Origin of the sequence: Vibrio sp. 10N.286.55.E10, assembly GCF_002872555.1 — a bacterium.
Classification (GTDB): domain Bacteria; phylum Pseudomonadota; class Gammaproteobacteria; order Enterobacterales; family Vibrionaceae; genus Vibrio; species Vibrio crassostreae.
The window spans coordinates 101987-118493 of the sequence record NZ_MCSD01000010.1 but is presented as its reverse complement, the minus strand read 5'-3'; the positions used below and the strand labels follow the sequence as shown (position 1 = coordinate 118493).

At 44.6% G+C, this 16507-nt stretch carries 6 protein-coding genes; 1 reads left to right on the top strand and 5 read right to left on the bottom strand.

All coding sequences use genetic code 11. The features are described 5' to 3' along the window. Nucleotides 1–17: 17 nt before the first annotated feature. Genes BCV39_RS07920 through BCV39_RS07910 form a run of 3 tightly spaced genes read right to left on the bottom strand, consistent with a single transcriptional unit; the run spans nucleotide 18 to nucleotide 12699 of the window. On the bottom strand, nucleotides 18–1343 hold the full coding sequence (locus tag BCV39_RS07920) for an HlyD family type I secretion periplasmic adaptor subunit (protein ID WP_102433096.1): 1326 nt from the start codon (nucleotides 1341–1343) through the stop codon (nucleotides 18–20). After that, the gene (locus BCV39_RS07915; RefSeq protein WP_102433095.1) at nucleotides 1336–3495 is read right to left on the bottom strand and encodes a type I secretion system permease/ATPase; all 2160 of its coding nucleotides are present in this window, start codon (nucleotides 3493–3495) and stop codon (nucleotides 1336–1338) included. Before BCV39_RS07915 ends, BCV39_RS07920 begins: the two co-directional genes overlap by 8 nt. A 33-nt stretch (nucleotides 3496–3528) precedes the next feature. Next, nucleotides 3529–12699, bottom strand: a complete 9171-nt coding sequence (locus BCV39_RS07910; RefSeq protein ID WP_102433094.1) for an RTX toxin — start codon at nucleotides 12697–12699, stop codon at nucleotides 3529–3531. Between the two features lie 252 nt (nucleotides 12700–12951). Here BCV39_RS07910 and BCV39_RS07905 point away from each other — a divergent pair, with 252 nt between their 5' ends. Then, complete coding sequence (locus BCV39_RS07905; RefSeq protein WP_102433093.1) at nucleotides 12952–14799, top strand: M3 family metallopeptidase; 1848 nt, start codon at nucleotides 12952–12954, stop codon at nucleotides 14797–14799. Between the two features lie 93 nt (nucleotides 14800–14892). On the opposite strand, the gene BCV39_RS07900 is transcribed toward BCV39_RS07905, so the two are convergent. Together BCV39_RS07900 and BCV39_RS07895 are read right to left on the bottom strand one after the other, a co-directional pair. Then, a complete protein-coding gene (locus BCV39_RS07900) occupies nucleotides 14893–15204 on the bottom strand; it encodes a hypothetical protein (RefSeq protein WP_102433092.1) in 312 nt (103 codons plus the stop codon). A gap of 192 nt (nucleotides 15205–15396) precedes the next feature. Then, nucleotides 15397–16428 carry a porin gene (locus BCV39_RS07895; protein ID WP_102433091.1) on the bottom strand — a complete coding sequence of 344 codons (1032 nt, stop codon included), beginning with the start codon at nucleotides 16426–16428 and terminating at the stop codon, nucleotides 15397–15399. Between the last annotated feature and the right edge of the window lie 79 nt (nucleotides 16429–16507).

Below are 16507 nucleotides of genomic sequence, written 5' to 3'. Positions count from 1 at the left end.
TTATGCTTTAACCCACTTCATCGCTCGCGAAGTGAGTTTTCCTTAGCTCGTAAAATAGGTTTTAACCAATAACTCAATACTGTTTTTTCGCCGGTCAAGATATCAACCGCGACTTGCATCCCTGGGATAATGCTAAAGGCAGAGTTTTGTTGCTGGTCTTCGTTTAACTGAATATGGGCTCGGTAATAGGCGTTACCATCTTCTGTTTGCAGAGCATCAGCACTGACATAAGTCACCTCGCCTTTAAGCCCGCCATAAATGACAAAATCATAAGCTGAGAATTTAATCGTGGCGCCCAAACCTTTATGCACAAATGCAATATCCTGTGGCGAGATTCTGGCTTCAACAATCAACTGACTGTTCGACGGAATTAGCTCAATAATTGGTTCACCCGGCCTCACCACACCGCCAATAGTGCGAACAAATATTTCTTTCACCGTGCCATCGACGGGCGCTAAAATTTCCGTTCGTTTCAGCTGGTCGGCAATAGCCTGTTGGCTTTCATTCAATTGCGCGATTTTACTGGCCACCTCATTTAATTGACCTTGTACCTTGGCACGAAAATCGAGTGCGATGCTGCGATGGTCAGCTATCGATTCTGAGTAAGCGGCTATCTGTTTTTGAGCCGCTACTTTTGAGCTGGCTATATCACCCTTTAGCTTCACCACATCGCGGTTCAATTTCAGCAGTTCAACCTCAGCAACCGCACCGCTCGCGACCACGTCTTTGAGCATGTTGCGCTCACGAATAACGATATCGAGACTACTTTCTAAGGTCTGGATATTATTTAGCGTATCGACACGCGCTTGGTCTTGTTGCTCGATGCGAAGTGCTGCCTCTTCGAGCTCCGATTTCAACTGACCTAAACGCTCTCGGTAGTTCGCTTTTGCGTTCATTAACGCGGGATGACTTGATACATCAACAGCGATATCTTGTGGCACCAAGACCACTCGCTCATACCACTCTTTCGCATCGTTATTTAAAACAACCGTCGACAATTCAGCCTTTAACCTTAATTGCTGAGCAAGCAAGGTATCCGCTTGTTGAGCCGACTCTAAAAAAGCGGCTTTAAAACGCGTGTCTTCCAACTTAGCCAGAGGCTGACCTTTCACCACAGATTGACCTTGCCTTACCATGATCTCTTGAACAAGGCCGCCTTCTAAGCTCTGAATGGTTTGTACTGATAGGCTAGGTACAACTTTGCCTTCACCGATTACGACCTCTTCAAGGGTTGCCCATGTCGCCCAACCGATGATAGACACAATCAATAATGCACTGAGCCAGATCAGCTTACGAGAACGGAATGCCAAGTGATTGTTGGTCCACTGAATATCATTACTCATGACGACCTCCCTTCACCACTGAAACCGTCTTAAAACGACTTGTTCCTTTGGGAGCGCTTTTCTTCTGTAGAGAGAGGATATCTTTTGGTTCCCCCTCAGCTACGATCTGACCTTTATCCAACACAACCACTCGATCACACATCATCAAGAACGAAGATTTATGCGAACTGATTAACATTGAAGTTTCTCTAGGCATGCTTTGTAGTGCATTGAAGAACTGTATCTCGGCTTGATTATCAAGTGCGCTGGTCGGCTCATCCATGATCAATAGCTTTGGACAACGATAAAGCGCCCTTGCGATAGCCACAGCTTGGCGTTGGCCTCCTGAAAGCAATCGGCCACCTTCACCAACTGGCGTTTCTAAGCCATTGCTTAAGCGTCCCATATAACCATTCAAACCCGACTGTTGTAGAGCTTGCCTTAGCTTCTCTTCATCAACGTTAGTCGCACCAAGCGTGACGTTGTCGTAAACACTGCCAAAGATAAGATTAGTGGTTTGCCCTACCCAGCCCATGCCACTGCGCAAGACACTGGTTGGCCATAATTGCCCATCGATTTCTTGATAGAAAGCTTGACCTGTTGTGGGTAAATACTGACGAGCAACAATCGATAGTAGGGTTGTTTTGCCCGCACCTGCTGCACCAACAAGGCCAACACGTTCACCTGGTTTTATCTCAAGAGAGATTTCCTTTAACGCTGGGCTTTGAGTTTCTGGATAGGTAAATGTGACTTCATCCAACCTAACCCCGCCATCAAAGTCGCCCTTATCGATCACTTGGTGCTTAGACTCTTCCTGAGGTAGCTCCATGATCTGATTTAGGCCTTCAACAGCCGATCGTGTTTGTTGGAATCTCAGCATTAAAAGAGAAAGTTGATTCACCGAGCTTGCAGCGCGTCCACTCAACATCACGACAGCAATTAACCCACCCATACTTAGCAAGCCCTCTGAGATTTGATACACACCGAAGATGATCAGAGTAATGGTGACAATCTGCTGACTGGATTGAATAGAGTGCGTCACGATATTTGAGTAATGACGAGATTGAGTCTGCCATTGAGAAAGCGATGAAATAGTCTGCTCCCAACGCTTTTGAGTAATACCTTCCGCGTTGTTTTGTTTGATGTCCGGAAGGGTCGTTAAACAATCAAACAGCTGCGCTTGTCTTTGTGTTGATAAACGCGCGGTTTCATCGAATGTTTTCTCGACTTTGCCTTTCATCGCTATGCTCAACACAATCAGCACCAACATGATGGCAACTGGGATGAACATCATCGCCCCACCGAGCCAACCGATAAGGAACAGGAACAACAAGGTGAACGGTAAGTCGACTAACGTGACCAAAGAGATGGAAGTGAAGAAGTCTTTCACGCTGTCGAAGTCTTGAAGCTGTCTGGCAAATGCACCTACCGATTGAGGTCGATTTTCCAACTTCATACCGAGTACTTTAGAGAACAGTTGAGAAGACAACTTGTTGTCTATATAGCGCCCCGCCATATCAGTCACAGAGCTTCGTGAGCTTCTCAATACCCAATCAAAAACAACAACAATACCCACACCGGCGGCCAGTACCCAAAGAGTGTTGAACGCTTGGTTTGGTACCACACGGTCGTATACGTTCATGGTAAAGAGCGGAACGACTAGCGCCAATACGTTAATCAAGAACGAAGCGATAAACAGGTCTCGGTACCAAGGTTTCACTTCTTTGACGACACGCCATAACCAACGAGTGTTGGATTTACTGTCACTGCGTTCATGGGATTGTACACGAGCATCATCAAGCGCTTGAGCACCCACTTGCCACACATACGGTTCCACTTGAGTAACCAAATCTTTTAAGAGGGTTTGTTGGCTTGAATTGGTTCCGCAATCCAATACATGAAAGTCAACACCGGAACTTTGGGTGACGACAAGAGGCATCCCTGTCGCAGAATTAACGGCAACAACCGGAAACTGACATTGAGTCAGCAACTCTTTTTTTACATGACTCAGAGTCAAGCCTGATTTCTCAATCGCTCTTGGGAAAAGGGACTCATTGAGCCTTCCTTCGACTAAAGGTAGGCCAGACACTATTTTGGAAGGATGGCTTCGAACATTAAAATGCTCACATAACCACTCTACACAACCTAGCCAGCTGTCTTTTTGTTCTACCAATCTAAACATCCTTTTATAGACCGTACATCTAACTTACAGCGTTAAGTTGTTGTCATCTATCATTTTTTGTAAAATTTGTGCTTCTAAAACACTGCTGCTATCACCTTGATACAAATCGTCGTACGTGACATCAGCCAACAAGGTGTTTTGTTGAACATCTTCGTCACCATTAGGCTTGATAGAAATGGTTACGCCTTCGCCCGACTCCTCAAGGTCTAAGTAATTGCGAGCTTGTACTCCAGTACTAAGATCCAAGCTACCTAGAATACTCGTCAGGTCAATCGCATCAGTGTCTGGCGACGCATCAAAATCTTGAATCACATCGTAACTTGGTGCCCCAGCACTGCCCAAACCTGATGATTCAAACACAAAATTGTCAGAGCCGGTACCGCCAATCAACAAGTCGTTATCGTCTGTCGCGGTAATCGTAGAGTCACCTTCCGCCACAAATTCAACCGATACGGTTTGCGGGAGCCCTACTGCTTGGTTATTGCCGATTTCGGCTGATGGCTCAATCGTTAGATCAAACTGATCACCACTGTTGTAGCCCCCGGTAATCGCTAAATTAGGCACATCCGCTAATTCCACGACATACTGACCATCGACCATAGAACCATGCGAGAAAGTTAAACCTGCTGGGATGTCATAGATGGTAATAAAACCCTCTTCGGAATCAGCAGGATTAACGAGAGAAAGGTCTAAACCAAGAGGAATCGAGCCGCTCGCTTCAGCGACAATTGATGGGTATTCAAGGCTTAGCAAAGGAGCATCGGGCTCAGGTGTAATTACCAAAGTCATATCTTGTGAACTTGGTTCGCCAGTATCTGTGACCAAATTACCAAGCACCGTATTTTGGTCAACCGTTTGACCAGTGATCGTAATATCGAGGTTACCCCAAGCGTCTCCGGCAAAGAACTCAAGCTCATCAACAGAACTTGCTTTAACGAGGATCGTAGCCTGTATGATGCCGCCAACATTAGTGAAAGAGCTTGTTTCAGAGCCAATACGAATTCTATCAAGCCCAATTAAACCCGAAGGATCAGAAGTCCCATTCACTGTGACTGTAATTAATAAGAACTCATCACTGTTGGTCTCGAAGCTATTAGCATCAAGTGGAATAACAATGCCTTCATCTTCACTGCCAGTCATCTGTTCAGGTAAGTCGAAGAATTCCACCTTATCACCAATTGGGTTCACACCAACGGTAAAGTCAGATTCGGTATAGCGGATTTCAGTGGTGCCGATTTCTTGAGTGATGGCCTCAAGCACAAGGTCCATATCACCACTGAAATCTCTTGGCGGCATAATCACTAAGTTAGCCAACTGGCTTGGATCTAATTGCCACTCATAAGTAGGGTTGCCGTTGAAGGTACCGCCATCTGCGCCGTTATTTGGAACCAACTCATATGAGTCCCCCACTTTTATCGCAACGACAGCCCCTTCAGGCACACCTTTTAGTGCCAAAGACATATTTTCAGAGCCATCTTGGTCAATCAGTTCTGCACTGAGTGAGGACAATGAGATATAAGTGTCTTCATCACCAATAATGTCTTGTGTGACCAAATTAGCCTCATCCGCGACTGGCTCAACAGTGATAGTCACCACTGTGGTTTTATCTTGCGTATCGGTTTCAGTAACACAATCAGCCTCATCGGTAATATTGGCTGTCACAGTCAGGGTAATCTCACCACTGTAATGTTCAGGAGGTGTGACTAACACATCACTCAATCGGCTAGGGTCTGTAACCGTCCATGTACCGTTACCATTATCAACCAACAAACCTGTATCGGAAGGGCTCTCCGATAGAGTTCCTCCGTTTGATACCGTAATGGTTAAAGAGTTAACGGTCTCTTTACCGGTCGCACTGTTGCCCTCACCAGTGATTAGCTGACCGTCTTCGACACTGTCACCTAACACAAGCTCAAGGTTAAGGTCTGTCGCTGTATCTTCTTTAATTGTAGTGGAGTCAGCTTCCACCGTAATGTCATCAACAACAGGTAGAACTTGAATGCTAATGGTCTGTTCTGTGGTGACGGTCTGACCGTTACATGGCGAGGTTTCAATAGTCTCTATCGTAAAGTCGATGCACCCAGCAAAATCTTCATCTAACCCGGTTAAGGTTAACTTTGACAAGCCATCAGCAGTAATCGAGTAACCAACAATTTCACCTGATGCGTCGTATTCTGCAATCACACCATCACCAGAAATTTCTACGCCTTCTGGCAGTGAGTCTGCTGGAATATAGAAAGAAATTTCATTGTCAGGGTCACTCGCCACATCGGTATTTAGCAAGCCCGTTAAGTCGATATCTTCACCTTCTGGCGTTTTAATATCACCATCTGGTTGGATTGGACTTGGAGGCCCAACAGGGTCACAAGAACCGCCCCCGCCGTCATGGCCTGTAATCTGAATTTGGAATGAGGTATCAATATATTTCGAATCTTCGCCATCAATAACACGAGCACGCACCACAATATCTAACACAGGGGTGTCGCTTGGGCTGGAGATCGTCATGCCACTTAAGATTTCTTGAGCCAGTTCTTGGATAGAATCACTCGTCAGGCCGTTTGCAGAGATAATCCAGTTTCCTGAAATATCTTGAGCGGCTCCGTTCGGGTGGTCGATAATCAGCGAATAGCCATCAGGCACATCGATCAAGATATAATCCAAGTACTCTGAGCCATCCATATCTGCGTCAACAAAAGTAACCGCATCCGACACGTTGACTGGAGAACCGTCATCACTAATGTATAGCTGACCAGAACTCTCCAAACGAGTATCTGACTCGACCCTTGCATCTACGGTGACACTGATTGATCCTGAAATATCCTTTACATCAGTCGCGCCTGTCGGCGAAGTATCGGTAACTTCATAGGTAATTGGGATCGAAAATGTACCGCTCAAATCTTCAGTAGCGGTGACTGACAGTCTTCCGCTACTTAAAAGCTCGGACAGTGTTGGCGTCGTAGAGTCTAATAAGCTTTCTAAATCTAACCCTGAAACCGGCACATCAATTACACTGCCATCAAAATAAAGAGTCAGATCAGCAGGAAGGCTGTCAATCACATAACCCGTTAAAGACTCACTTCCATCAACATCTTGATTCACTGATGGCTCTAGATTCAATCCAATTTGGCTATCCTCAATGCCTTGAGTGCTAACGACTTGACCATCTTCTTGATCAACGACAGGTGCTAACTCTACCTTTAAGGTCATCGGGAATTCGCCCGAATCACCATCAGGTTCCGTTGAGATAGCAATAACAGTGAGCTCCAATTCACCACTGAAGTCAGGTACTGGCTTGAGATACAAGCCATTCAGTTGGGCGTTAGAGACTTGGAATACCGGCCCAGTGACATCATCCACATACGCAATCGTTAGCGATACGGGCTGACCCAACGCATCCACCAGCAAAGTGCCTTCAGGGATGTTAGTGAGCAGTATGTTGATCTCTTCTGACACATCGTCGTCCGAAGTTTGGACCACAAAATCCAGTCGAATTAAACCATCTTCGTTAAGCACCGATTGATTGCTGATAACTTTAGTATCGCTATCGTATTCCCAGTGCGCATTGCCCCCATCCACAACGATCGGCTCATCCACCACACCTCTAAGGAATATATTGATGGTTTTAGTATCGCTAAGCGCAGTCACATTAACAGGGTCTAACGAGTCAATGGTCGACTCATAAGAAACAGCAGTCACGTTAATGAATAGGTCTTCTGTAAATGAACTGATGTCTTCTTTTGGTATTAGATAAGCAGTACCGTTCTCGATCGCTTCAGCGGATACCAGGTATGTGTTGGGACCAATTAGATCAAATAATCCACCTTGAATCGCCCACCCGTCTTGTACTTCAATTTGATAACTTAACGACTCAGAATCATCAGTCAACGCACCACTGATTACATTCTTTAAGAAGATGTTTTGATCTTCAAGACCTTTGTAATCTTTAACAGATAGAATCGGTTTATCCGCATCAGGAGAGATCTCTACGATGACAGTATGAACATTATCAGCCGTTTTATCGGCAGGATCAGCGAAGGAGTTTCCGGATTCAGTGGCAATCGCAGTAATTTCGAATTCAAATCGACCCGCTAGGTTTTCATCGGCTCTGATTTCCATTTTATCGATTTGGTTCTGCGTGTACGCTTTACCCTCTTTAATTGAGGCTCCATTCAAGGTGATATTTAACCCATCGGGAATACCACTAATGGTGTAGGACAGTGCTTCAGAGGAGTCTTGGTCGACGAGTTGAGCGGTAATATCAAGCTTAATAGGGTCAGCGTCATCTTCTACAGATTGATAAGTGAAGACCGAGTCTGACCAATCCGGCGCATCGGCTACAGGCAAAACAGAAACAGCAATATCAGCGGTAAGCTCTTTTGGTACCGTGTCGGTACTAATGATGGCATTGATTGCCAAAATAACCGTCGACGTAGTATTAGATTCATGAAGCGCAGGGCGATAGGTTAACTGCCCGTTCGGCCCCGTAAACTGACTATCAATCATCGTCAGCTGGCTTCCAGATAAGGTGACCTTGCCGTCTACAACTTGAAGCAATACCCCATCAAGATACAAACTACCGCCATTTAATGATGCTTCAGAAAACTCGATAGCGGTAACGGTTTCACTTTGGTCAATATCACCCGTTGAGACACTGACTACAATAATCGCATCGTTATCTTCTGTGGTTTCAGAATCTTCATAACGAATAAAACCTTCGTTATCATCGAGGACAAGTGTCGCAGTACTATCGACTTCATCACCATCGGTATCTCGGACTCGATACTTAATCTCATCTACTAGCTTAGGATCATCTGGATTCGTAGCTACATCAGGGTTTGTAGTTAATTCATAGCGGCCATCTGAATAAAGCGTAAATTGACCATACACGGAACCATCAAAACTATTAATCAAATCAATCTCGATTGACGTAATTGAATCGGTAAAAGTGTAGGTATCATCTCGATAGTCAAAACTAATAATGACGGCGCCGTCTGCACCTGCGAACTCTTCGGTTAAGAATTGCCCAGTAAGGTTGTCACCCTCAACCATTTCAATAGAACCATCTCGAGCAGTCGGCACATCATCTTTTACGTTGACGGAATAAGTAGCAGGATCTGAGCTGTCTCCATCCGCATCGTTCACCACTAACTCAAAATTAAGAGCTAAGTTATTCTCACCATTATTACCATATGCATGATCTAGTGGCGCATAGAGATCAAATTCAGTGGTCCCGTCAGTATTAAAGCGAATCCTAAATACGTTATTGCCGTCAGTATCTTGCCCGTAATACCAACCATCAGAATCAACAGCTTGAAGAGAGATCGCTTTCCCAGCGCTAGTGTAGCTTAGTGCATCAAATGCAGCGGTGTTAACAGTGACAGAGACAACATCATCAGAGCCCTCAATAATACCCAAAGATGGGCTGCTATCTTCTACTCCAACTTGCTGACCATCTCCTAGCAAACCATCTTCATCAACTGAGATGCCTCCAGTCACCGAAATTTCAGGATCTTTACCGTCATAGATTTTTATATCAGACGCTTGCGAGTCTCTAGAACCATCGGAATCAATGGTGACGATAGAAGCTGGAATCGTCAGCTCGGTGTCTTTAGAACCTGAGCCATGATCAATGGACTGATACAGCTCAATAACGACATCAACGCTTGTTGAGCCATTGGCTTCAAGGCTGAAGCTATCTGGTAATTTGACTCTGAAAACAGCATCACCATTGCCAAGAACCGCATCAAAGGTACCATTACCGTTATCACGCCAAGTCAGCGCTTCACCATTGCTGGTTACCGCTATACCATCGCTATCAAGAACAGCTTGGCCCGTAGTCACATCCAAACCTAAGAAAACCAGTGGATCATTCCCTGCGGTAACGGCTAAGCTCACGTTTGCTATTGAGCCAACTCCCGACGGTGTGCTATCAGCAACAGGAATTTCACTCAGTTCAACCGTTCCTGAACCAATCGTTGGTTCACCGCCATCAGTCACTGATACATTCAAGGTTAATTTGGTTACATCATTGTCATCATCTTTGGCGGTAACAACGAATGGAAGTTGGTCTGTAATGTTATCTTGGTCAAGCCCCTTAAAGAGTTCAAAAGTATAAGTAACATCAGTATCCGCCTCACCTGAAGGAGAGATAAAGCTCAAGGTGAATGCTTTATTGTCAGCACTTTCAGAACCAACATAGCCAGTAAGTTCACTTCCATCCGCAGAGACCACATAAATGATCTGTACACCGCCACTAAATAACTGCGGCTGATCTGCAGCACCGAAAAATACGGACTCGACAAAGTCACTCCCGACGTTGAGATTAAACATACCAGTATCAGAAACACTGCCATTAATAAGATCAGATTCGTCCACAGCAGCATTGCTAGTTGAAGTTAGTACCGGATCGACCCCATCCTGGATAATCCAATCAAACTGCCCTTGTTCTAAAGCAGTACCATCTAAGTCTTCTCCATCAATGATAAGTGGCAGGGTAATAGAATCGTTGCTGATCAGGTGGTTTATAGGCTGCTCTAGAACTAATGTGACATCTGCGAGAACATCAATACCACTAGCAACCGCACTCAACGTTAGTGTGAATATCGTTTCACCATTTGCTTGTGCGGTAATCGTTTTACCATCATTGGCTAACGTGTAAGTTAGTGGGAACTCCTCATCTCCAGTCGTTAAGCCCAAGGCGTCTAGCTGCACTAAGGTATTGGTATTAAAGACAATCGAGGCGGGATCTGGATTATCTGAGCCTGCGGAAACAGTAAACTGACCGACGACAGTTTGGACTCCATCAGATACGTCACCTTCAGAGCTGGTCGTTGTCCCATCGACAACTAACCCCGCATCACCATCAAAAATATCGATGACTGCCGTACCAGTTCCGAAATCATTACTGCTATCGCCTGCGACATAGTTGAAAGTGATGTTTTGAGCTACGGTGTGATCTAAGTTTCTGTTGGCGACAAACGTCCAGTGACCATTTGCAAAGACGGTTAAAACACCTTCATCAAGAGTAAATGATACAGGGGCACTGCCTGATATTGTTTGTGTCAACCCATCAACTTCAACGCTTTTTATGGTTAGCTGTGTATCAAGATCGATGTCGTTATTGAGTACATTGCCAGATACCACTTCACCTTCAATAACTTCATAAGATTCATCAAAAATGAGTGGGTCAGAATCTTTAATAACAATAGGTAAATGGCCAATAACGAGCTCTGTGGTACCATCCGCATCCGTTTGTAAACCCTCAATGACCAGAGCGGTCTGAATTGAGTCTAAACCAGCCTCTTGATCGATCGCCTGATAGAAGTTGATGTTTACGTTACTGCCGGAAATCGCGGCATCAAATACAACTTGGCCATCGCTTCGTGTTCCAACCAAGCTTTGCTTGTCAGCCGATACCACGACAGTGATCGTTAAGCCTTGAGAAGTTAATGACTCAGCTAAACTTTGATCATCACCAAATGACAAATCTGCAAAATCGATACGGATATCGGATGTTTGTGTTTCATCGCCAAAAATACCGATGACGTTTTCCGAAAACACTACAGACTCAGGAAGAATAATCGTTGGCATGTCATCGATGGCTTCGTTGCCGACGGTATTGAAAACTTTTGCGTCAATCATCCATTCCGAAGATGAATCTAGGGCAGAAATATCAATATTCTCTACCAGCCAGTTACCCGCAGAATCAACAATACCTTCAAAGACTAGGGTCTGAGTCCCATCGCTTACTTCAATGTAAACTGGGAGCCCTTCTGCAACATTGGTTGTACCCTGCATGGTGGTAAGTTGGCCACTACGGAATGCCAAAATACTAAAGCCATCTAACGTATCAATATCAATAACTGGCGAAACAGTATCAATAACAATGCCCCCTGCACTATTTACTGCATTCGCTGGGTTACCTGCGATATCAATAGTGTCAGCCTCAATGGAAATACTGCCATCTGCAAAGCTCGTTAAATCGACGCCTTCGACAGACCAAGCACCATTCACAACCGTTGCCGTTAGAACGATCACGTTGGTGGTGCTATCTGAAATTCGGATGTTGACCGTTTGGCCATCCTCAACATTTTGTACAGTACCAAAGAATTTTGCAGATTGGATTTCGAAACTGTTGAGAACACCATCCCCGCCATCATCAACACTTGCTGTAATACTCGCCAGCGTGTCCTTAACGATGGTATCGGTCGCTGTTGTAGGGTTTCCTGCAATATCAACAGTACTAGCAACGACAGTGAGATCACCTTCTGCAAAGCTAGAATAATCTTGAGAAACTAGTGTCCATGTACCACCCGATACGGTCGTTGTGTATTCTTGGGTGAGGCCTTGGCTATCAGTAATGGAAATGCTTATCGTCTGACCATCTTCAACATTGGCAACGGTGCCGACTAGCGCTCCGTTGGCAATTTCAAATTGGTTGTAAAACTCGTCACCAAAACCATCAAAGTCGACATCGATTGTGGCTAGGGTGTCTTTGATTGTAGAGTCGTTGGCCGCAATGCTGTTACCAAAGTCATCGGCGATGATCGCGTCGACGTTAAGATCCCCCTCAGCCAGTGAAGAGAGATCGACTCCGTTTACCACATAAGTTTCATCGCTTGTGATTGCCGTTGTGGTTACCGTATTACCATTAATGTCAGTGATCGTTAGAAGAACGGTACGTCCGTCTCGAACATCAACAGCGGTCCCCGTTATCGTGACTGAAGGTACTTCGAACTGGTTTTCGTAACCATCACCACCATCTAAAATATCTACGGTTAACGCGGCACTCGGTAAAAGTATGTCGAGGTTGCCTTCATTGGAAGTTGTGTCGTCTTCAAAATATTCTGTTGGTCGAGTATCAAAACCGGCTTCTGCCAGGGTTTCGTCGAGTGTAGATCGGACATAGGCAATAAAAGAGGCACTAGCGCTAGGTTGGCCGTTTGAAGCACTCGGCTGTTCTGGCGAGCTTTCAATGTTGTTTACAAGCTGTTGAACAACCTCTTCCAACTGTTGTTCTACCGCTTCTATTTGCGGTTCTGTCAGAGGTTGAGTCTGCTCCAAGCTCTGAGGTTCAATACTCACAACTTGCACACCATCGACCTTCGCTTGCGTAGCAGGTAATGGCTGCCAAGTACCGTCAGGAAATACCTGCCAAGTTACCCCGCCAACTTCGATATATAAAATAGGATCCATCCTAAACCTCTTCCTCACAAAACGCTGACATTGAGGGCATCAACACGCTCAATAAAAGACTAAAAAATCAGCAGAAAAACTCTAATAAATACTAGCAAACAACAAATCATTAACAGTTAATTAACTACCATTGATACGCTGTAAAGTAAACCGATAAGCTGTGACTTTCATTCAGTTATATTTAACGTCACAAAATACATTTAGTGAATGTGTCATAATGTTGAAATTACTGGTTAATTTTCAAGGAATGTCATGACGGCAACGAACTACCTCAACCAACTGAATCACAAGTATCTTGTAACTCACAAAACCAAAGAAGACTTCTTTTGGGATACCTACATGGGCATCAGTGACGACCACGATGGTTCAACCCTAGCGCAAACTCAGTGGACCGAGTTTTTAAGTTCAGCTGAACAGATTGCGGCAATCGAAGCTCAATTAGATACCATCGACCAGATTCAAGATCCTCAAGAAAAAGAGAGCACGTTAACAGGGCTAAATGGCTGGTTAGCGACCTTTAAATCTCACGCTATCGAATCCCAACAATCTCAGGCGCTAAAAGCAGACCTCATCAAGTTTGAAGCTGAACTGTTTGAGAAAAAACAAAACCATGTGATGACTTACGTAAATGAAACGGGTGATGAAACAGAAGGATCACTGCCAGTTTTAGGTTCAGCAGTAAGAAGCAATAACAACGAACAAGTCAGGCTTTCTGCACACCAAGCACTATTAGATTTAGAGCAATGGCTACTGGCTAACGGATTTATTGAGCTCATCAAAAAACGTAATCAATTTGCTCAATCACTGGGTTTTAAAACCTTCTTTGATTACTCGGTGGTTAAAACCGAACAGATGACGACAGAGCAACTGTTCACGATTCTGGACGACTTCGAAGCACGTACACGTGATAGCCATCAGCAAAGCCTAACCCATTTGGCAGAGCAGAAAGGCGAGAATGCGCTCCAAGCCCATAACTTTACCTACTCTTTTGCAGGTGACGTGATGAATGACTTGGACCCTTATGTTCCATTCTCAAAGTCATTGAGACGCTGGATTGAATCCTTTGGTCGCCTCAACATCGAATACTCTCAAGCCACACTGAAGTTGGATCTGCTTGATCGCAAAGGAAAATACCCAAATGGTTTTTGTCACGGCCCTATTCCTTCTTTCTACGATCAAAACACTTGGGTGCCTGCTCAAGTCAACTTCACAAGTAATGCTAAGCCCGATCAAGTAGGCAGCGGCTATGATGGGATCAACACACTGTTTCACGAAGGTGGTCACGCTGCGCACTTTGCTAACGTGAAAATGAACGCGCCGTGTTTCTCTCAAGAGTTTGCACCTACGTCGATGGCTTATGCGGAAACCCAGTCTATGTTCTGTGACAGCTTGTTGAATGACGCAGACTGGCTCAAACAATACGCGCTTAATGCTGATGGCCAAGCAGTACCTGACGAGTTAATCAAAGCAATCATCGATAACAAGCAACCCTTCAGAGCTTATCAAGAACGCAGCATTTTAGTGGTTCCCTATTTCGAGCGAGCACTTTACGAATTGGCAGATGAAGATCTGACGCCTGAAAAGATCACCGCTCTCGCTCGTAATAGTGAGAAAACGATTCTTGGATTGGCTTGTAGCCCTCGCCCATTAATGGCAATCCCACATCTATTGTCGGATGAAGCGTCTTGCGCGTATCAAGGTTACCTGTTGGCTCATATGGCGGTGTATCAAACTCGTGCGTTTTTTACCGATAAATTTGGCTACTTAACGGATAACCCAGAGATCGGCCCTTTGTTAGCTAAGCACTATTGGTACCAAGGCAATAGCGTGAATCATAATGGGACAATCGAAAGCCTTACTGGAGAAGGTTTTAATGCTAAATACCTCGCTGACGAGTGCAACTTATCGCCAGAGGAAGCATGGGCTATTGAAGAGCAAAAAATCAAACAACTGTCGACAAGAGAGCGTGCACCAGTTGCTGATTTGAATGCGAAGATATCGATCGTTGATGGGTCAACCGAGTTGGCGAATAATGATAAATCAAACCATCAGATGTGTGATGAGTTTGAGCACTTTATCGTTGGGCAATACGGTCGATAGATTGTGTTTGAGCCTCTGTAACAAAAATTGAGTTCAAAACTAAAATGAAAAAAGGACGATAAGTTATCGTCCTTTTTAGATTCAGCTTAGGATCTATATAGTGAAACATGCTGAGCGAATTTTGCTATTAAACTCAACATCAACAGAATCAACACTTCTTAGTGATTTTCGATGAATGCCGAATACCTGCCCCGTCAAAACAATATAAAACTTTTCAGTTTTCAGTAAATTCCATGCTTCATCTAAAGATTCTGCGTAGACTTTGTTTTGTGAGTCTTGTGGACGAGTACCAGCAGCTCTTCCATGTTTACGTGCCAATTCGAACAATCCATTTCGATTAGGTTTGCACGTAAACAGAGTCTCATTGCCATAAATGACCCCCTTGCCAGATATGCTCTTAACCATTTTGTTTCTCCAGATAATAATCCACTCGTACCGCTTGAGTGGCATACCACATGTCGAACAGTGGATGCTTAAGCTGCGCAAAGAAGAGAATATGGTGTAAAGACCGGGCAGCAATTACACCATTATGTTCAGTTTCGATATTTGAGTTTCAAAGGCTCAGGCTCTATGCGCACCTAAGCCTCGACACTACTCTTAGAAGTAGTAGTAAGCTGCTGCGAATACGTGTGTTTCTTCGTCGTATTGCGTGTTACCGATTGAGCGTGCACCTTCGATATCTTGCTTAATATCAATACCCATGTCTGCGTTATCAGCAATACGGTACATAGCTGCAACGTTGATGTATGAAGAATCTACATCTGATAGGTTATCTTCTTCGTTAGTATTGAAAGCGTAACCTGCAGCAATGGTTAGATCATCAGACAATGTGTAACCACCAGAGAAGTAGAAACCTGTATTCTTCATCTCATCGTTTTGATCGATCCAAGAGTTAAGACCTAGCTTCATTGAACCTAACTGCATGCTGCCAGTTACTGTGTATACTTCGTAATCTTTCTCATCGTCACGACCTTCGTAACCAGCGTATACGCTAAATACTTCTTGCTCGATACCGATGTAACCGTTAACGCCTTTCTCTGCATCGTTATGGTCGTCATCAGTCTCAAAGTAAGAGATTGCGTAAGCAATACCGTTGGTTGCGCCTTGGAACTTAACCACGTTGAATGCATCAGAAGCATCGCCTGCAGAAGCACCAAACTCGTATGTGTTGTCACCTGCGCCATCAACTTTATCTAGTGCTGTATCGTTTTCCCAACCGAATGAAGCGATACCGTAACCAGTGTCGAAACCTAACCACGCTTTATCAACGTCTGTCGCAGGGCCTGTATCAATGCCATTCACCCAACCAGATGTTGCTGCGTCGTTCGCTGCAACGTTATTGTCAGTTGTGTAGTTCACCATCATGTCAGTTTCGAAGTAACCAACAAAACGGTTGTTACGGTAGCTTACCGCAAGTGTTAGACCAGTAGCCCAGTCATCGTAAAATGCTTTTGAACCTGTGTCGTAGTAACCACCAACACCGAAAGAACCTGCTACTGAGAATTGATCTTTGTGCATAGAATCAAAAGCAAACATCTCTTCATTCTGGCTGTTTTGGCTGCTTGTGTTTACAGCGAATGCTGAAGTTGAAATGCTTGCAATCGCAAGTGCTACTAATGTTTTTTTCATGGTTACCACTACCTATATATTGATTCGGCCTTGTTAGTCCGGCCTTTTGGAGTGGCGCTATTGTTCAAAAAATCACGTT

Excerpts from the sequence above, each read along its gene's own strand:
- BCV39_RS07900 (WP_102433092.1), bottom strand. The coding sequence starts at position 15,204 with ATGGTTAAGAGCATATCTGGCAAGGGGGTCATTTATGGCAATGAGACT.
- BCV39_RS07910 (WP_102433094.1), bottom strand. The coding sequence starts at position 12,699 with ATGGATCCTATTTTATATATCGAAGTTGGCGGGGTAACTTGGCAGGTA.
- BCV39_RS07905 (WP_102433093.1), top strand. The coding sequence starts at position 12,952 with ATGACGGCAACGAACTACCTCAACCAACTGAATCACAAGTATCTTGTA.
- BCV39_RS07920 (WP_102433096.1), bottom strand. The coding sequence starts at position 1,343 with ATGAGTAATGATATTCAGTGGACCAACAATCACTTGGCATTCCGTTCT.
- BCV39_RS07895 (WP_102433091.1), bottom strand. The coding sequence starts at position 16,428 with ATGAAAAAAACATTAGTAGCACTTGCGATTGCAAGCATTTCAACTTCA.